Consider the following 17317-nt stretch of genomic DNA (forward strand, 5'->3'; position numbering starts at 1 on the left):
GCCCGCTTGCGCCGCACTGCCGCGCCGGTTGCGGCCGGTCGCTAGACGACCGCAGGCGCCAGCCGGTCGAGCACCGCGGGCAGCGGGCCGGGGGAGAGCACGGTGAGCCGCTGGGTGGCCCGGGTGAGCGCGACGTAGAGGTCGTTGAGCCCGCGCACGCCCTCGTCGAGCACGCCCTGCGGATCGGCGACCACCACCGAGTCGAACTCCAGGCCCTTGGCCTCGCCCGGGACGAGCACGACCGGCCCCAGCGAGGAGTCCGCGCCCGGCCCGGACTGCACGTCCGGGCGCAGCGCCCCCAGCGCCGCGACCACGCCAGCCAGCCGCGACGGCGGCACCAGCACCGCCGTCGTCCCCTCCGCGGCGGCCAGGTCCGCCGCGACCTCCGCCACCCGCGCGGCCAGCTCCGCCTCGCCGGTGACCTCGGCTCCCGGCGGCGTGCCACCGGTGCGCACCGACCGCGGGGGCGTGAGCCCGGTGCCGGTCGCGGCGAGCACGTCGGCGGCCACCTCCATGACCTCCGCCGGCGTCCGGTAGTTGACCGTCAGCTCCTCCAGGCGCCACGCGTCGCCCACGTGCGGGCGCAGGACGGCGTCCCAGCGCTGCGCGCCGGCCAGGCTGCCGGTCTGCGCCACGTCGCCGACGACGGTCATCGACCGCGTCGGGCACCGGCGCACGAGCAGCCGCCAGGCCATCGGGGACAGCTCCTGCGCCTCGTCGACGACGACGTGCCCGAAGGTCCAGGTGCGGTCGGCGGCGGCCCGCTCGGCGGTGGTGCGCAGGTCCAGCTCGCGCTGCCGGTCGGCGAGGTCCTCGGCCGAGAGCAGGTCGCCGGCGCTGAGCACCTCGGCCTCCAGGTGCTCGTCCTCGAGGTCCACCGACCGCGAGCCGTGCAGCACGTCGAGGGTCTCCTGCGCGCGGCGCAGCGCCCGCTGCCGGTCCCGGTCGGCGCGGGCCCGCTGCGCGCTGTCGTCGAAGCCGAGCAGCTCCTCGGCCTCCTCCAGCAGCGGCACGTCGGCCGGGGTCCACTCCGACCCGCGGGGGCGGTGCAGCAGCGCCCGGTCGGCGTCGGACCAGCCCGGGGTGGCCGCGGCGATGCGGTCCGGGTCGGCGAACAGGTCCGTCAGCAGCCGCTCCGGGGTGAGCACCGGCCAGAGCTCCGCCAGCAGCGAGCGCACGCCGCGGTCCTCGCTCACCTCCCGGCGCAGGGCCGCGACGTCCTCCCGGTCCAGCAGCTCGGCGCCGGCCTGCACGTCGCGGCCGAGCCGGTCGGCGTAGCGCTTCGTGAGCGTGTCGACGACCCGCCGCACGAAGAACGGCCGGGCCAGGTTGTGCAGCGGGTCGGCGCGGCGCGCGGCCGCCTGGGCGCGCGTGACGTCGATGGGCCGCAGCCGCAGGCGGAACCCGTCGACCTCGACCTCGCGCGGCGCCGCGGGCACCACCTGGCGGGCGGCGATCGCGGTGCGCAGCACCTCGACCATCTCCAGCCGGCCCTTGACCGCCGCGGTCTCCGGGGACTCCTCGCCGCGGGCGTCCAGGCCGGGGCGCAGCTGGCCGAGGCCGGACAGCAGCACGCCGGTCTCACCGAGGGAGGGCAGGACGTCGGCGATGTAGCGCAGGAAGGTCGGCGTGGGGCCGACGACGAGCAGGCCGCGGCGGGCCAGCCGCTCCCGGTGGGTGTAGAGCAGGTACGCCGCGCGGTGCAGCGCGACCGCGGTCTTGCCGGTGCCCGGGCCGCCCTGGACGACGAGCACGCCGGCGGCGTCGCTGCGGATGATCCGGTCCTGCTCGGCCTGGATCGTGCGCACGATGTCGGTCATGCGCCCGGTGCGCGACGCGTCCAGCGCCGACAGCAGCGCGGCCTCGCCGGTGAGCCCCGACCCGGCCACGCCGGTGGTCAGCACCTCGTCGTCGAGGCGGACGACGGTGCGCCCGCGGGTGCGGATGTGCCGGCGCCGGACGATGCCCAGCGGGTGCACCGGCGTGGCCACGTAGAACGGGCGCGCGGCCGGGGCCCGCCAGTCGACCAGCGCGGGGTCCTGCGCGGGGTCGTCCCCGGGCAGGCCGATGCGGCCGACGTAGAGCGACCCGCCGTCGTCGGCGCGGTCGATGCGGCCCACGCACAGGCCGGCCTCGGCGGCGTCGAAGGCCACCATCCGCTCGCCGTGGAAGCGGACGGTGGCGTCGCGCTCCTGCAGCGCCTGCGGGTCGACGGCGGGCCAGGAGATCGCCTGGCGCCAGCGGCGCTCGGCCAGCTCACGGGCGGCGTCCAGGCGGGTGTAGAGGTCGGTGACGTACTCCTGCTCGCGGGCCAGTTCGGGGTCGGGGACGACGTCGGACGGGGTGGCCGGCAATGCACTTCCCTCTGCTAGAATGGTCGCCAGTTCGGTTCCGGTGCCATTTCGTGCGCCATTCCTGGCGCACGCGGCAATCGACCATCCTGCGCCTTTTCCCCCCGTCCTGTCACGTCCCGCCCGCGTGTCGGGGAGAGGTCTGCGCCACCGGGCCCCGTGCGGGGCCGCCGGCGCCGGGGACGAGGAGGGCGAGGGTGCCCCCGTCCGCCCGACCGGCGCCGGCTCCACGACCCACCGGACTCGTCTGCTGGCTCAGAACAGGTCGGCCAGCGCGTCGATGGCGTCGGTCACCGCGTCGTCGCCGGCGCTGTTGCCCGTGATCTGCAGCGGGCCGGCGTCCGGGGACTCGATGCCGGTGTCGTCGGACCCGTGGCCGCTGGTCAGGCCGTAGCCGTACTCGACGGAGAGCTCCCAGTAGGACCAGCCCTCGGCCTCGGCGAAGACGTAGGTCACCGACGCGTAGGCGTAGGAGGTCGGCGCCATCGCCTCGGAGTAGTCGGCGTACCCGTCGTCGTCGACGTCGTAGGCCGCCGCGTCCACGTAGCCGTCGTAGTCGGTGTCGGCACCCCACACGTCGGGCAGCGCGTTGCCGGTCGTGTCGACGCCGACCTCCTCGACGTAGCCGTCCTCGTCGCTGTCGAAGGCGAAGGTGTCGGCCCAGCCGTCGAGGTCGGTGTCGACGGCGACCTGCTCGACGTAGCCGTTCTCGTCCCAGTCGACGGCCCAGGTGTCCTCGTACCGGTCGCCGCTGTCGTCGAAGGCGTAGAGGTCGATCCAGCCGTTCGCGTCGGTGTCGTAGGCGTTGTGGTCGTAGCCGCCGGCCGACGCCGGGCCGGCGGTGGCGAGCACGGCGGCGACCGCGGTCGCGGGGACGGCGGTCCGCAGCAGGGCGCGGGTCAGGCGGGTGCGGGGCTGAGCAGTGCGGGTCATGGCAGTGTCTCCTCGGTCGGGAGCCGGGGTCCGGCTCGCTGCGAGGACGCTCGCGCGCACCGCATGTGCGGGACTGCAGGCGGACTGGGGCGCCTCCTTGCAGCGGCGTCCCAGTGCCCTGCCAGTGGGCCGTGGCGGGATGGCGGAGGAGCCCGGGGAGACCGGAGCGTCCCGCAACCCGCAGGACACCTCCCCGTCATCCCGGCTGCCTACCGTCGGGGGCTCCCGGACGACAGGGGAGTACCCATGAGCACGACCACGACCGAGCGCCCGACCGAGCGCACCACCGAGCGGGCGACCTGGACCTGCCCCAACTGCCACGGCAGCACGACCACGGCCAAGAAGCGCTGCCGCGACTGCGGCACGTCCCGCTGGTAGCGGACCCGGGAGCGGGCCCGTCGTCGCGTCCGCTCCCCGGCTCCGCCGCTACCGCGCGGGCGGAGCCCCCGCAGCCGGACCACCGCCGCGCGGTGACGGGACCGGCCGAACAGCCGCCACACCAGCCGGGTCCCCCGGTCCAGCCCCGACAGCAGCCGCGCCCGCTCCTCTGGCCCGGCGTCCTCGAGGGCGAGCCCCAGCACCGTCAGCTGCTCCCGGCCGCTGAGCGCCGGCCGCACGGCCCGGGTGATCGCCGTCCACTCGCGGGCGGGCAGGTGCGCCTCCAGCAGCGGCAGCAGGTCCCGCTCCTCGGCGGCGGTCTGCGCGTCCACGGCGGCCGCGAGGTCGAGGCACGTGAGGGCGAAGGCGTCGCGGGCCGGCGGGGTGCCGGCCACCGCCCACTGCCGCGCGGCGGTGGACAGGTCGCGCAGCCGGTTGTCGACCGCGGCGCAGCGCGCGGTCCAGTCGGCGACGAGGTCGCGGGCGGGCCCGGCGAGGTCGGCGGGCAGCACGCGCAGCAGGGCCGGCCACAGCAGGTCGCGCTCCGTGGCGTGGTGGCCCAGCAGCACCCGGCCGACCAGGTCGGCGTGCCGGGTGAGCGCGGCCGAGCGCGCGGGGTCGTCGGCCGGTGCCCAGGTCGACAGCTCGGCCAGCAGCCGCAGCTCGCGGCGGACCAGCCGGTGCAGCACGCGCTCGGAGTCGCCGGCCCGGGTGGCGGCGGGGCGCAGGGTGGCAGGACGCGGCGGTGCGGTCGCGGCGGTCATGGGGCACCTCGATGCGGCTGGGCGGGAGGCCGGAACGGGATCGGTCGCTCCGGACGAGGGCAGGGTAGGAGCCCGCCGGGCGGCGCGACAGGGGCCGGTGCGCGATCGGGGACGACCGGCCGGGGACAGGCACCCGATCGTCCGTTACGGTCGCGGGGTGAGCGTGATCACGCGGAACTGCGTGCGCGTGAGTGGGCCCGAGACCGCCCGGCCCATGGTCTTCGCCCACGGTTTCGGCTGCGACCAGACGATGTGGCGGGCCGTGGCGCCGCGCTTCGCCGCCGATCACCGGGTGGTCACCTTCGACCACGTCGGCGCGGGCGGGTCGGACCTCTCGGCCTACGACCCGGCGCGGCACGGCTCGCTGCGCGGCTACGCCGACGACCTCGTCGAGGTCGTCCGTGAGCTCGACCTGACCGACGTCGTCCTGGTGGGCCACTCGGTGAGCTCGATGATCGGCGTGCTGGCGGTGCTGAGTGCGCCGGAGCGCTTCGGCGCCCTGGTGATGGTGGGGCCCAGCCCCCGCTACGTCGACGACGAGGGCTACACCGGCGGCTTCAGCCGGGCCGACGTCGCCGCGCTCCTGGACTCCCTCGACAGCAACCCGGCGCAGTGGTCCGCGGCGCTCGCCCCGGTGGTCGCCGGCCCGGCCAACCCCGGGGTGGCCGCGGAGCTGGCCGAGAGCTTCTGCCGCACCGACCCGCGGATCGCCCGCGACTTCGCGCGGGTCACCTTCCTCTCCGACAACCGCGCCGACCTCCCGGAGGTCCGCGTCCCGACCCTGGTCCTGCAGTGCACCGACGACGCCATCGCGCCGGAGACGGTCGGCCGCTACGTCCACTCCCGGGTCCCCGGCAGCGTGTTCCGACGGCTGGCGGCCACCGGGCACTGCCCGCACCTGTCGGCGCCCGAGGAGACGACCGCGGCGATCCGGGCCTTCCTGCGCGCTCCCTGATCCGGCCGTGACAGACCCCCCAGCCCCCCGGGACCGGCTCGAGCAGCCGGATGAGCTCGCCCGGCTGCTGGTGGAGGACCCCGCCGACCTCTACGAGAACGCGCCCTGCGGGTACCTGTCGCTGGTGCCCGACGGGCGGGTCGTCAAGGTCAACCGGACGTTCTGCGACTGGACCGGCCTGACGCCCCGCGCCGTCGTCGGCCTGCGCCTGCCCGACCTCCTCAGCCCCGGCAGCCGGGTGTTCTACGAGACCCACCTGGCGCCGCTGCTGCGCCTGCAGGGGGCGGTGCGGGAGGCGGCCCTCGACGTCGTCCGCGCCGACGGCTCGGTGCTGCCGTGCCTGGTCAACGCCATCGAGGTCCGCGACGACGCCGGCCGGCCGCTCCTGGTGCGCACCACCGTCTTCGAGGCGACCTCGCGCCGGCGCTACGAGCGGGCGCTGCTGTCGGCGCAGCGGGCCGCCACGGAGGCCGAGCGGCGGGCGCGGACGCTGCAGCAGGTGGTCTCCGAGCTGGCCGCGGCCGCCTCGCCGGAGCAGGTCGCCGAGGTCGTCGTCCGCCGTGCCCGGGCCGCGGTCGACGCGAGCGGCGCCGCGCTGTGGCTGGCCGCCCCCCGGCCCGACCACGTCTCCGGGCAGGGGCCGGTGCCGGTGGTCCTGGCCGCCAGTGACGGGCTGGCGCCCGCGCTGCTCACCGAGCTGACCGCGGCCGCGGGGGGCGGGGCGGACCTCGTGCGCACCGGCGGGGTGCGCACGGTGCCGGTCGGGCCGGCGCTGGCCGCGGCCTGGCCGGAGCTCGCCGAGGCGCTGGTCGGGGCCGGGCAGGACGCGGTCGTCGTCGTCCCGGTGTCGGCCGCCGACGACCGGCACCTCGGGGCCCTCGTGCTCGTCCTCGGCGTGGTCGGCGACAGCGAGCTGATCAGCCTGGCCGAGCCGGGCACCCGCGGCTCCCTGCCGGAGGCCGACGCGGAGCTGCTCGCCACCCTCGGCCGGCAGGCCGGGCAGGCGCTGGAGCGGGTCCGGCTGCACCAGGAGACCGCCCGCCAGGCGACCCGCTCGGCGTTCCTGCTCGACGCCGCCCGGCTCATGGCCGCCGGGCACGGGGTCGCCGAGACGATCGGGGAGCTCGCCGAGCTGGCGGTCAGCCGCCTGGCCGACATGTGCGTCATCGACCTGATGACCGAGAGCGGGCTAGTGCAGCCGGTGGTCGCGCACGCCGACCCGGCGCGCCGCGCCCTGATCGAGGAGCTGCGCGACGTCCACCTGCCCCGCCGGGACGGCTCCCACCCGAGCGTCCGGGCGATGGTCGAGCACCGCACGGTGTGGCTGCGCGGCGTCGACGAGGCCGAGCTCGCCCGCTTCACCACCAGCCCGCGGCACCTGGCGGTCAGCCGGGCGCTGGAGCTCACCGACCTCATCTGCGTGCCGCTGGTGCTGGAGAACCGGCCGCTCGGCGTGATCTCGCTGGGCGCCGACGCGCGCCACGGCCTGTTCACCGAGGCCGACGTCGAGACCGCCGAGCAGCTGGCCCTGCAGATGTCGCAGGGCATGGACGTCGCGCAGCGCCACGAGCTGGAGTGGCGGACCTCCCACACCCTGCAGGCCAGCCTGCTGCCGCCCGCGCCGCCGGAGGTGCCGGGCTACACCCTCGCCGTGCGCTACCTGCCGGCCAGCCGCGGCGCCGACGTCGGCGGCGACTTCCACGACGTCGTCCCGCTGCCCGGCGGGGACGTGGCGCTGGCCGTCGGCGACGTCGTCGGCCACGACGTGACGGCCGCGGCGACGATGGGCCAGCTGCGCAGCGTGCACCGCGCGCTGCTGGTGGACCGGCCCGGGCCGGCGGCGCTGGTCGACCGGTTGCACGGCAGCTGGCCGCTGCTCGGGCTGCCGCGCATGGCCACCGCGCTGTTCGCCAGGCTCGACCCCTCGACGGGCGACCTGCGGATCGCCTCGGCCGGCCACCTGCCGCCGCTGCTGGTCGCCGACGGGCGTGCCCAGCTGCTCGACGTCGTGCCCGGGCGGCTGCTCGGCGCACCGCCGGGCCCGGCGCCGGAGTGGTCGGGCCGGCTGGACCCGGGCGCGACGCTGGTCTTCTACACCGACGGCCTCGTCGAGAGCCGCACCGCCGACCTCGACGCGGGACTCGAGCGCCTGCGCGCCGTGGCGGTCGAGGGCGGGACCACCGACCCGGGCGCCCTGTGCGACCGGCTGCTCGACGCGCTGGCCGGCCCCCGGCGCGCGGACGACGTCGCCCTGCTCGTGCTCACCCGGGCGGCCGCCGACCGTCTGGCGGGTCCCGGGCGGGGAGCGGACCATCGCAGCCACCGCCCCGTCACCGGGGCCGGGTGCGAGGAGGCGGCCGTGGACCAGGCGCGCAGTGACCTGACCGACGCCCTCGAGGGGGCCAGCGGGGACGTCAGCGTCTCCGGGGACGCGATGCGGTGGTCACCCGAGCGGGTCGAGGCGCCGGCCCTCCCGGTCGCCTTCACCGGTCTCGACGTCGCCGCCGGGCTCGGCTCGGTGCTGGGGCTGGACCCGACCGCGGTGCGCCGGCTGGTCACCGGCGCGGTGGACCGGCTGACCACGGTGGCCGGCGACGTCGCCGACGGGCTGCGGCTGCTCGCCCGCGACGCCTTCCCCGGCGGCGACGACCGCTGAGCTCCTCGCCTGAGGACGCCGGGCCGCCGAGTGGGGCACCCGACACCCCCGCGCGCGGGTGGGACACGGCGGTGACCTGTACAACCGACGGTGACAACTGCCACGCCGACGTGGGGACGTGTCCGTCATGAGCAGCAACCAGTTGACCCTGGCACCCGCGCCGCCGTCCGAGGCCGCGGAGCGGGTCCGCCTCGAGGTCCGGGAGTTCCTCGCCCAGGAGCTCGCCGCCGGGACCTTCACCACGCACGTGGACACCTGGCTGTCCGGCGTGGACCCGGAGTTCTCGCGGAAGCTCGGTGCCCACGGCTGGCTGGGCATGACCTGGCCCAAGGAGTACGGCGGGCACGAGCGCACGGCGCAGGAGCGCTACGCCGTCACCGAGGAGCTGCTGGCCGCCGGCGCCCCGGTGGCCGCGCACTGGATCGCCGACCGGCAGTCGGGGCCGAACCTGCTGCGCTACGGCACCGAGGCGCAGCGCAAGGAGATCCTGCCGCGCATCGCCGCGGGGGAGTGCTACTTCGTGATCGGGATGAGCGAGCCCGACTCGGGCTCCGACCTCGCCTCGATCCGCACCCGCGGGGTGCGCAACGCCGACGGCGACTTCGTCGTCAACGGCGCCAAGATCTGGACGTCGAACGCGCACCACTCCCACTACGGGATCGTGCTCGTGCGCACCGGGCCGCCCGGTGAGGGCCCGCGCGGCAAGCACCAGGGGCTCACCCAGCTGCTGGTCGACCTGTCGCTGCCGGGCATCAGCGTCAACCCGATCCGCATCCTCGACGGCGGCCACCACTTCAACGAGGTCGTGTTCACCGACGTCGTCGTCCCCGGCGACATGCTGCTGGGCACCGAGGGCGCCGGCTGGCACCAGGTGACCGCCGAGCTGGCGTTCGAGCGCTCCGGGCCCGAGCGGTTCCTCTCCACCTGGCCGCTGCTCGCCGAGTTCGGCCGCCGCGCCGCCGCCACCGGCGACCCCGCGCAGCTGGCGGTCCTCGGCCGGCTCTCCTCGCGGGCGCTGGCGCTGCGCCAGCTGTCGCTGCGGATCGCGGCGGCGCTCGACCGCGGCGAGCTACCCGACATCCCGGCCGCGCTGGTCAAGGACATGGGGACGACGTTCGAGCAGGACGTCGTCGACGAGGTGCGCCGGGTGGTCGACGTCCCGGCGTCGCTGGACAGCCCCGACCCGCTGGGCCGGGCGCTGGCCGAGGCACAGCTGCACGCGCCGGGCTACACGCTGCGCGGCGGCACCAACGAGATCCTCAAGGGGATCGTGGCGCGAGGACTGGGCCTGCGATGACCACAGCGAGTGAGCATCGCAGGGAGCGCCAGCGACCGAGGAGCGGAGCGAGCGCGGTGTCGAGCAAGGGAGCGGAGCGCTGATGGCATCCGACCAGGACCTGGTGGTCGAGACCGTCCGGGACATCCTCAGCGGCTTCGAGCCGTTCGTCCTCACGCCCGAGCGGCCGTGGGACGAGGGCCTGTGGTCGGCGCTGGCCGAGGCCGGGCTGACCGGCGTCGGGCTGCCCGAGGAGGCCGGCGGCTCCGGCGGCGAGCTCGCCGACGCCGTCGCGATCGTGCGCACGCTGGCCTCCGGCGCCGCCGCGGTGCCCGTGGCCGAGCAGCTGCTCGTGGCCGGGCCCGCGCTGGTGGCCGCCGACCTCGACCTGCCCTCGCCCGAGGAGCCGCTCACCGTGGCGGTCGAGGGCACGGTGGCCGCCGAGCCCTCCGACGACGGCGACGGCCCCGGCCGCTTCGTGCTCACCGGCACCGCCACCGACGTGCCGTGGGCGGGCGTGGCGCGGCACGTCGCGGTGCTGGCCACCCCGCCGGCGGGGATCGAGGGCGCGGTGCTCGCCGTCGTCGACGCCTCGGGCCTGACGGCGTCGTCGGCGGTGAACCTGGCCGGTGAGCCGCGCGGCTCCCTCGTGCTCGACGGCGTCGGTGTCCCCGGTGCGCTGCTGACGCCCGCGCGAGCCGCCACCCTGCGGGCGCGCTACGCGCTGACCCGCGCGGTGCAGATCTCGGCCGCGCTCGAGCAGGTGCTGGCGTGGACCGTGCAGTACGCCGGCGAGCGGCAGCAGTTCGGCCGGCCGCTGGGGAAGTTCCAGGCGATCCAGATGGAGCTGGCGCAGATGGCCGGCGAGGTCACCAGCACCGCCGCGCTGGTCGACGCCGCGGTCCAGGCCCTCGGCCGCGGCGAGGACACCGTCGTGCTGGCTGCGGCCGCCGCCAAGGTGCGCGCGGGGGAGGCCGTCGAGCGGGTGGCCAAGCTCGCCCACCAGGTGCACGGCGCGATCGGCTTCACGCAGGAGTACCGGCTGCACCACCTGACCCGGCGCTGCTGGTCGTGGCGCGACGAGGCCGGCACCGAGCTGGCCTGGTCGCGGACCCTCGGCGCCGCGCTGGTCGCCGCGGGCCCCGACGACGTCTGGCCCGCCTTCACCGCCGTCGTGTGAGTGCGCCTGTCCGCCTCCCGCGCGCGGGAGGCGGACAGGCGCGGGTCCTCACACGGTCTCCGGCGCCCGCAGGTGGGCGAGCACGAGGTCGAACTCGGCGGCGTCGGTGATCTCGATCTTCATGGACCGGGCGAAGTCGTCCCGGGTGGCCCGGGCGTGCACGCGGCCGCGGTCCATGTCCTCGCGGTCCTCGAAGGTCACCGCGGAGGCGGCGCGGCCGCCCTCCCGGTCGATCATGAGGCTCACGCTGCAGAAGCCGGGGTAGTCCTCCATCCGCGGCACCAGGACGCTGCGGTAGGCGTCGAGCACGCGGTCGATGCCGGCGGGGTCGGTGCGCCACCAGGTCACCCGGGTGCAGGCGCCCGACGGCGCCTCCGACCGGCGGTGCATGACCGCGATCTCCCACTCCTGCACCTCCGCGGGGCCGCCCATGACCTCCGCGGCCTGCTCGCGCAGCCCGCGCACCCGGTCGGCGCTGGCCCGCATCGACTCGACGTCGTTCCACGACGAGGTGACGACGCTCCGGCCGGTGTCGCGGTCGGTGAGCATCGACAGGCCGGCACACCCGCGCATCTGCGTGAGCGCGGGCATGACCTCGTCGCAGACGAACGCGATCCCGTCGTCGACCTTGTCCGGGGTGCCGGCGACGGAGGTCGAGCGTGCGTACATGGCCGCTCCTCTCAGGGGCGGCGTGCCCGTGCGGCACCGCCGCGGGCGACAGCCTGCTCGCGTCGGCGCTCCCTGGGAAGGGGGCGCCCGGCGCGGGACGTCCGGGACGGTCGGTGAGTCTGCCGATACTGGGCGCATGCAGACCGCGCTCGTCCTGGTCCACGACGCCGACCCGTCCCGCGGGCACCGCCTCGTCGGCGCCCTGCGGCCGGCGCTGCAGGCCCAGGGGCTGGCGGTCGTCGTGGGGACGACGGTCGGGCCCTCGCCGCTGCTGACCGACCTGCCCGATCCCGCCACGCTGGGCACGCTCGTGGTCATGGGCTCCGGCGCGGCGGCCTACGACGACACCGTGCCGTGGCTGGGCGCCGAGCTCGCCTACCTGCGGCGGGCGGTCGACGCCGGGACGCCGGTGCTCGGCGTCTGCTTCGGCGGGCAGGCGCTGTCGCGGGTGCTCGGCGGCGAGGTGTCGCCGGCGCCGGAGGGCGAGCACGGTTTCCTCGACGTCGAGACCGCCGACCCCGCGCTGGTGCCCGCCGGCCCGTGGTTCGAGTACCACGGCGACCGGTTCACCGTGCCGCCGGGCGCGGTGGAGGTGGCCCGGACCGCCCGCGCCGTCCAGGCGTTCGTGTCCGGCCCGCACCTGGGGGTGCAGTTCCACCCGGAGATCGACCCCGGCGCCTTCTCCGCGTGGGAGGAGACCTGGGAGCTGACCGGCCCACCGCCGCCGGAGGCCGCCGCGAAGGTGCCGGGGCTGCGCCGGGAGATCGCCGAGCGGGAGTCCGGGGCCGCTGCGGCCTGTGCCCGGCTGGTCGAGGCGTTCCTCGCCCGGGCCGCCCGCGTGCGTCCGGCGGAGGAGGAGACGGCGGCCTGAGCCCGGGGCGTTCGGCAGGATGCGTGTCCGTGAGCGCTGACCGGCACGGGCACACCCACCGCCTCGACCTCGCCGACGCCACGGTGCGGGAGTGGGACGCGACCGTCGTCGCGGCCGACCCCGAGCAGGGCATCGTGCTCGACCGCTCGGCCTTCTACCCGGGCGGCGGAGGGCAGCCCCCGGACGAGGGCGTGCTGCTGTGGGGCGGTGTCCGGACCCGGATCGCCGGCACGCGCAGGGGTGACGAGCTCTACCTCGTCCCGGTCGAGGGGGACCCCCTGCCGCCGCCGGGGACCGCCGTCCGCGGTGCCCTGGACGACGAGCGGCGGACCGCACTGATGCGCACCCACTCGGGGCTGCACGTGCTCACCGGCGTCGTCCTGCGCGACTTCGGCGCCAAGGTCACCGGCGGCAACATGGAGCCGCTGACCGCGCGGATGGACTTCGACCTCGCCGAGGTGCCGGGCGACTTCAAGGACCGGGTGGCCGAGGCGGTGAACGCCGAGATCGCCGCCGACCGCCGGATCGAGGTGCGCACGCTGCCCCGCGAGGAGGCGTACGCCATCCCCGACCTCATCCGGACGGCCACCGACCTGCTGCCGCCCGACATCGAGCAGGTCCGCATCGTCGACATCGTCGGGCTGGACCTGCAGGCCGACGGCGGCACGCACGTGGCCTCGACGGCGATGGTCGGCCGCGTCGAGGTGGTCAAGATGGAGAACAAGGGGCGCGGGTTCCGCCGGCTGCGGGTGCGCATCGTCTGAGCCGGCGGCGCGACCCCATGATCGACGAGCGTTCCGATTAGGGCCGTTCTAGTCTTCCTGCGTGCGGAGGAGACCTTCTTCGCGGGGGGTGGATGGCAGCGCGGTCGCTGCTGCCTGGCCCCGGAAGGTCCTCCTCCTGGCCTGGCTGGCGGCCGGTCTGTATGCACTCCTCCTCCTGGTCTCCGGTACGGCTCGTGCCGCCGACGATCCGCTGGCTCCCGCCGGCTCCCTGCTGGGCGGAGCGGCCGAGGACGTCGTCGAGACGGTCGACGGGGTCGCCCCTGCGCCGGTCGTGGACGACGCCGCCGCGACCCCCGAGCCGGTCGTCGAGACCGTGGCCGAGCCGGTCGAGACGGTGACCGAGCCGGTGGTCGAGACGGTGACCGAGCCCGTGGCTCCGGTGGCCGAGACCGTGGTCGAGACGGTGACCGAGCCCGTGGCGCCGGTGGTCGAGACCGTGGTCGAGACGGTGACCGAGCCCGTGGCGCCGGTGGCCGAGTCGGTGGCGCCCGTGGTCGAGACGGTGACCGAGCCCGTGGCGCCGGTGGCCGAGACGATCGCCGAGCCGGTCGTGAACGCTCCCGTGGAGACGGTCGAGCCGGTGGTCGAGACGGTGACCGAGCCGGTGGCGCCCGTGGTCGAGCCGGTGACCGAGCCCGTGGCGCCGGTGGCCGAGACCGTGGCCGAGCCGGTCGTCGAGACGGTGGTCGAGCCGGTGGCGCCGGTGGTGGAGACCGTGGTCGAGACGGTGGCCGAGCCGGTCGAACCGGTGGTGGAGACCGTGGTCGAGCCGGTGACCGAGACCGTGACTGAGCCAGTTGTGCCGGTCGTGGAGACCGTAATCGAGCCGGTCGTGCCGGTGGTCGAGACGGTCGTGGACGTTCCAGGAGAGGCGGCCGAGCCGGTCGTCGAGACCGTGGTCGAGCCGGTCGTGCCGGTGGTGGGAACCGTCGTCGAGCCGGTGCCGCCGGTCGTGGAGCGCGTGCTGCCTCCGGTCGTGGAGCGCGTCGGGCCTCCCGTCGGGCGCGTGCTGCCTCCGGTCGTGGAGCGCGTCGGGCCTCCCGTGGAGCGCGTGCTGCCTCCGGTGGTGCCGGTCGTCGAGCACGTGCTGCCCCCGGTGGTGGACACAGTCGTCCCGGTGGTCGATGCGGTCGTGCCGCCGGTCGTGGAGCAGGTGCTCCCTCCGGTGGTGGCGCCGGTGGTGCCCGTGGTCGAGCAGGTCGTGCCGCCGGTCGTCGAGCACGTCGTGCCGCCGGTCGTGGAGCAGGTGCTGCTTCCGGTGGTGGAGCAGGTGCTGCCTCCGGTGGTGGCGCCGGTGGTGCCCGTGGTCGAGCAGGTGTTGCCGCCGGTCGTCGAGCACGTCGTGCCGCCGGTGGTGGAGCAGGTGCTGCCTCCGGTGGTGGCGCCGGTGGTGCCCGTGGTCGAGCACGTCGTGCCGCCGGTCGTGGAGCAGGTGCTGCCTCCGGTGGTGGCTCCGGTGGTCCCGGTCGTCGAGCCCGTGCTGCCCCCGGTGGTGGACACAGTCGTCCCGGTCGTCGATGCGGTCGTGCCGCCGGTCGTCGAGCCCGTGCTGCCGCCGGTGGTGGCACCGGTGGTGCCGGTCGTCGAGCACGTACTGCCCCCGGTCGTCGATGCGGTGGTGCAGCCGGTCCTCGAGCCGGTTCTGCCGGTGATCGAGAACGTCGTCCACCCGGTCGTGCCCGTCGTCGAGGTCGTCGTCCCGCCCGTCGTCCCGCCCGTCGTCCCGGTGATCGACACCGTGGTGGTGCCGGTCGTGGACCAGGTCCTGCCGCCTGTCGTCACGCCGGTCGTCGAGCAGGTCCTGCCTCCGGTCGCGGTGCCGGTGGTCGAGGTCGTGGCCCCGGTCGTCGAGCCCGTCGTCCCGGTCGAGGTCGTCGTCGAGCCGGCCGAGGTCGTGGCCCCGGTCGTCGAGCCGGTCGAGGTCGTCGCCACGCCGGCGGCACCGGTCGTCGAGGTCCCGGCGGTCGGCGGCACGGGCGACCCGGCGATCACGACGACCTCCAGCGTCGCCGTCGCCGAGCCGTCAACCGCCGAGCCGTCCACCGCCGAGCCGTCCACCGCCGCGCCGGCAACCGCCGCGCCGTCCTCCGTCGCGCCGGTCACCGCCGTCGTCCCGACCGCCAGCGCGACCGCCGCGGTGACCGAGGTGCCGCTCTCCGTCGCCCTGATGCAGACCGGCCATCTCGCCCAGTGGCTGACCTCCACGGCCGGAGCCGTCGTCCCGGTCAGCAGCACCGTGTCGCGCGAGCACACCACCGCCTCGGAGCCCGTCGCGCCGCCGCTCGGCACCGACCTCCCGACCGAGCCCACGTCCCCGCCGGAGCCCAAGCCGATCGCGCCGTCCGCGCCCACGATGTCGTCCTCGATGTCGCTGACCGCGATGGCCGCCATCTGCCCGGCCTGGGCGCCCCCCTCCGCCGTCTCCTCCGTCGAGGCGCCGGCGTCGGCTCCGGCCGTCGCCTCCGCCGTCCTGCGCGACCCCTCCTTCTCTCCCGACTGACCTCCTCGCCAGGCGCGCACCTGCCGCCGGTCCGAGGTCGGGGTCTCTCCCGCACCGCATCGCCGGCTGTGCGCTGCCTTCCCGGGCGTGACCCCGACCTGGCTCCCGCTGGGTCCGGGCCACCGGGCGGGGAGGTATCGGGGCTGGGGGTTCCGTGTACGGCCGTTCGCGGTTGCGGCACCCCTGACCTCCCCGCCCAGCTCTCAGGACGACGGGGGCGGTGGCAGCACCGCCGCCCCCGCCCCCGTCGACCGCTCTGACGCGACATCCGGACGACGCCCTGCAGCCATGCGCCCGACACGTCGATGTGCTGTCATGACGTCATGACGACCCCGCGCGTGCTGCGTCCGCTGCCCGACCGCGCCACCGTCGTCGACGTGCACGGCTCCCGGTTCCTCCTCGAGTGGTTGGACCGGGACACCCTGGCCGATGCCGCGGAGACGGCGCGGCGCCACGACGACCTGCCGGGGGAGCGCGCCGCGAGCTGAGCCGCGCGAAGGCCTGTCGCACGGGCGCGCCGTCGGGCACAGTGCGCGCGTGATCGTCACCGTGGTCGTCGTCGCCTTCGTCGTGCTGGTCCTGGCCGCTGCCACTGCGGCGCAGCGTGCTGCCCGGAGGACTCCCGGTCGCCACTCCGCCGGTGACGGTTCCGGCGCGAGCTGGTACGGCGACGGGAGCTCCTACGACGGCGGGCACCACGGCCACGGCCACTCCGACGGCGGCGGCTGGGGCGGCGACGGCGGCGGTGGGGGCGATGGCGGCGGCGGTGGCGGCGGCGACTGATCCCGCGCGCCGACCCGTACCGGCGGAGGCCGCGGTCGGGCACGGTCCCCGTCCGTGGCCGCGCTCTCCCTCGTCGCGCTCGTCGTCCTGGTGCTCTACCTGGTGCTGTCCTGGCAGGGGCCGCAGCCGGGTGCCGGCCATCCGGACGCGTTCGACCCCGGCCACGCCGGCTACGGCCCCTGGCACGGCGCGACCGCCCCGGGCGGCTCCGAGGTCTGGGCCGACAGCATCGACTCCGGGAGCCTCTCCGACGGTGGGAGCGCCGGCGGGCGCCCGGACTGAGACCGCCGCGCGCCTCTGGCGCGACGGGCTCCGTCGCGGGACAGTTCCGCCATGACGACGGTCGTGGTGATCGCGGTGGTGGCGGCGCTGGTGCTCATGGCCTACGGCATGCAGCGGTTCCGGAGGGGCACGGCCGGGGACGCGTACGGCGCGATCCCGGGGCGCCCGGCGCACCACGTCGGCTACGTCGCCGGGAGCGGTTACGCGGCCGGCGGCTTCGACGGCGGGGGTCTCGGCGGCGGTTTCGACGGCGGAGGTGGCGGCGGCGGCGACGGTGGCGGGGGCGGCTGCTGACGCTCAGTCCCGCAGGCGGCGCGTGACCAGCCGCCCGTAGAGCACCGGCACGGCCGCCCACAGCACGAACGCCCACCGGCCGACCAGCGGGAACAGCGGCACCGAGACGAGGAACCCGAGCGCGCCGCCGGCCGCGTCGTTCCACGGCCGGGCGGTGATCGACGGCGGCGTCCCCGGCGCGAACAGTCCCTCGCGCACGGCCAGCGACACCATGGCCGCGAACACCAGCTGCAGCAGCGCCTGGGCCACCGCGAACATCCCGAACCGCACGACGTCGAGGTCGCCCTCGGTCAGGACGCGGGTGAGGAACGGCGTCAGGACGATCAGCAGCAGCCAGGCCAGACTCAGCGTCACCAGCCGCGGCCGGACCCCGACCAGCCACCGGAACACCTGGTGGTGCCCCGTCCAGTGCGCGGCCACGACGAGGAACCCGATGAGGAAGGCCAGGTAGTCGTACTGGTGGTCGTCCAGTGAGCGGAGCACGGCCGACGCCGTCCCGCCCTCCGGCACCGGCAGGTCCAGCGCCAGCAGCGTGATGGCGATGGCGACGACGGCGTCGGAGAAGAACGTCAGTCGCTGGGCGGCCTCGAGGTCGACCTGGGCGGCGTCCGCGTCGAGCGGGTCGCCGTCGGCCATGCCG

The 17317-nt window shown here is 76.1% G+C and carries 16 protein-coding genes; 11 read left to right on the forward strand and 5 right to left on the reverse strand.

Translation table 11 applies throughout. From position 1 onward, the window contains the following. Positions 1-41: 41 nt before the first annotated feature. The 3 genes from JD79_RS12900 to JD79_RS12910 all read right to left on the reverse strand — a co-directional run bounded on the left by JD79_RS12900 (position 42) and on the right by JD79_RS12910 (position 4426). Positions 42-2354 (reverse strand): HelD family protein, encoded by a 2313-nt coding sequence (locus JD79_RS12900; protein WP_110005842.1) that lies wholly within the window; start codon positions 2352-2354, stop codon positions 42-44. Positions 2355-2606: 252 nt separating this feature from the next. Continuing rightward, positions 2607-3284, reverse strand: a complete 678-nt coding sequence (locus JD79_RS12905; RefSeq protein WP_110005843.1) for a hypothetical protein — start codon at positions 3282-3284, stop codon at positions 2607-2609. 209 nt (positions 3285-3493) lie between these two features. Next, complete coding sequence (locus JD79_RS12910; RefSeq protein WP_110005844.1) at positions 3494-4426, reverse strand: hemerythrin domain-containing protein; 933 nt, start codon at positions 4424-4426, stop codon at positions 3494-3496. A gap of 157 nt (positions 4427-4583) precedes the next feature. On the opposite strand from JD79_RS12910, the gene JD79_RS12915 reads away from it, so the two are divergent. From JD79_RS12915 to JD79_RS12930, 4 genes are all read left to right on the forward strand, one after another. Beyond that, positions 4584-5381, forward strand: a complete 798-nt coding sequence (locus tag JD79_RS12915) for an alpha/beta fold hydrolase (protein WP_245900068.1) — start codon at positions 4584-4586, stop codon at positions 5379-5381. Between the two features lie 7 nt (positions 5382-5388). Then, entirely contained in the window at positions 5389-8037 is a 2649-nt protein-coding gene (locus tag JD79_RS12920; RefSeq protein WP_110005845.1) for a SpoIIE family protein phosphatase, read from the forward strand. Positions 8038-8164: 127 nt separating this feature from the next. Then, positions 8165-9334 (forward strand): acyl-CoA dehydrogenase family protein, encoded by a 1170-nt coding sequence (locus tag JD79_RS12925; RefSeq protein ID WP_110007678.1) that lies wholly within the window; start codon positions 8165-8167, stop codon positions 9332-9334. A gap of 82 nt (positions 9335-9416) precedes the next feature. Further along, entirely contained in the window at positions 9417-10493 is a 1077-nt protein-coding gene (locus tag JD79_RS12930) for an acyl-CoA dehydrogenase family protein (RefSeq protein ID WP_110005846.1), read from the forward strand. A 48-nt stretch (positions 10494-10541) separates the two neighbouring features. Here the strand turns inward: JD79_RS12930 and JD79_RS12935 are convergent, their stop codons facing one another. Next, complete coding sequence (locus tag JD79_RS12935; protein ID WP_110005847.1) at positions 10542-11162, reverse strand: hypothetical protein; 621 nt, start codon at positions 11160-11162, stop codon at positions 10542-10544. A gap of 136 nt (positions 11163-11298) precedes the next feature. On the opposite strand from JD79_RS12935, the gene JD79_RS12940 reads away from it, so the two are divergent. From JD79_RS12940 to JD79_RS23070, 7 genes are all read left to right on the forward strand, one after another. Continuing rightward, a complete protein-coding gene (locus JD79_RS12940; protein WP_110005848.1) occupies positions 11299-12033 on the forward strand; it encodes a type 1 glutamine amidotransferase in 735 nt (244 codons plus the stop codon). Between the two features lie 29 nt (positions 12034-12062). Further along, on the forward strand, positions 12063-12797 hold the full coding sequence (locus JD79_RS12945) for an alanyl-tRNA editing protein (protein ID WP_110005849.1): 735 nt from the start codon (positions 12063-12065) through the stop codon (positions 12795-12797). Between the two features lie 88 nt (positions 12798-12885). After that, on the forward strand, positions 12886-15318 hold the full coding sequence (locus JD79_RS12950; RefSeq protein WP_110005850.1) for a hypothetical protein: 2433 nt from the start codon (positions 12886-12888) through the stop codon (positions 15316-15318). 323 nt (positions 15319-15641) lie between these two features. Beyond that, the gene (locus JD79_RS22645) at positions 15642-15806 is read left to right on the forward strand and encodes a hypothetical protein (protein ID WP_170149188.1); all 165 of its coding nucleotides are present in this window, start codon (positions 15642-15644) and stop codon (positions 15804-15806) included. A gap of 49 nt (positions 15807-15855) precedes the next feature. Beyond that, the gene (locus tag JD79_RS12955; protein ID WP_211307956.1) at positions 15856-16101 is read left to right on the forward strand and encodes a hypothetical protein; all 246 of its coding nucleotides are present in this window, start codon (positions 15856-15858) and stop codon (positions 16099-16101) included. A gap of 54 nt (positions 16102-16155) precedes the next feature. Then, positions 16156-16383 (forward strand): hypothetical protein, encoded by a 228-nt coding sequence (locus JD79_RS12960; protein ID WP_110005851.1) that lies wholly within the window; start codon positions 16156-16158, stop codon positions 16381-16383. A 51-nt stretch (positions 16384-16434) separates the two neighbouring features. After that, the gene (locus JD79_RS23070; RefSeq protein WP_110005852.1) at positions 16435-16677 is read left to right on the forward strand and encodes a hypothetical protein; all 243 of its coding nucleotides are present in this window, start codon (positions 16435-16437) and stop codon (positions 16675-16677) included. A gap of 3 nt (positions 16678-16680) precedes the next feature. On the opposite strand, the gene JD79_RS12970 is transcribed toward JD79_RS23070, so the two are convergent. After that, a complete protein-coding gene (locus JD79_RS12970; protein WP_110005853.1) occupies positions 16681-17313 on the reverse strand; it encodes a TMEM175 family protein in 633 nt (210 codons plus the stop codon). Between the last annotated feature and the right edge of the window lie 4 nt (positions 17314-17317).

Origin of the sequence: Geodermatophilus normandii, assembly GCF_003182485.1 — a bacterium.
GTDB lineage: Bacteria > Actinomycetota > Actinomycetes > Mycobacteriales > Geodermatophilaceae > Geodermatophilus > Geodermatophilus normandii.

Excerpts from the sequence above, each read along its gene's own strand:
- JD79_RS12925 (WP_110007678.1), top strand. The coding sequence starts at position 8,165 with ATGAGCAGCAACCAGTTGACCCTGGCACCCGCGCCGCCGTCCGAGGCC.
- JD79_RS12935 (WP_110005847.1), bottom strand. The coding sequence starts at position 11,162 with ATGTACGCACGCTCGACCTCCGTCGCCGGCACCCCGGACAAGGTCGAC.
- JD79_RS12905 (WP_110005843.1), bottom strand. The coding sequence starts at position 3,284 with ATGACCCGCACTGCTCAGCCCCGCACCCGCCTGACCCGCGCCCTGCTG.
- JD79_RS12910 (WP_110005844.1), bottom strand. The coding sequence starts at position 4,426 with ATGACCGCCGCGACCGCACCGCCGCGTCCTGCCACCCTGCGCCCCGCC.
- JD79_RS23070 (WP_110005852.1), top strand. The coding sequence starts at position 16,435 with ATGACGACGGTCGTGGTGATCGCGGTGGTGGCGGCGCTGGTGCTCATG.
- JD79_RS22645 (WP_170149188.1), top strand. The coding sequence starts at position 15,642 with ATGACGACCCCGCGCGTGCTGCGTCCGCTGCCCGACCGCGCCACCGTC.
- JD79_RS12940 (WP_110005848.1), top strand. The coding sequence starts at position 11,299 with ATGCAGACCGCGCTCGTCCTGGTCCACGACGCCGACCCGTCCCGCGGG.
- JD79_RS12930 (WP_110005846.1), top strand. The coding sequence starts at position 9,417 with ATGGCATCCGACCAGGACCTGGTGGTCGAGACCGTCCGGGACATCCTC.
- JD79_RS12970 (WP_110005853.1), bottom strand. The coding sequence starts at position 17,313 with ATGGCCGACGGCGACCCGCTCGACGCGGACGCCGCCCAGGTCGACCTC.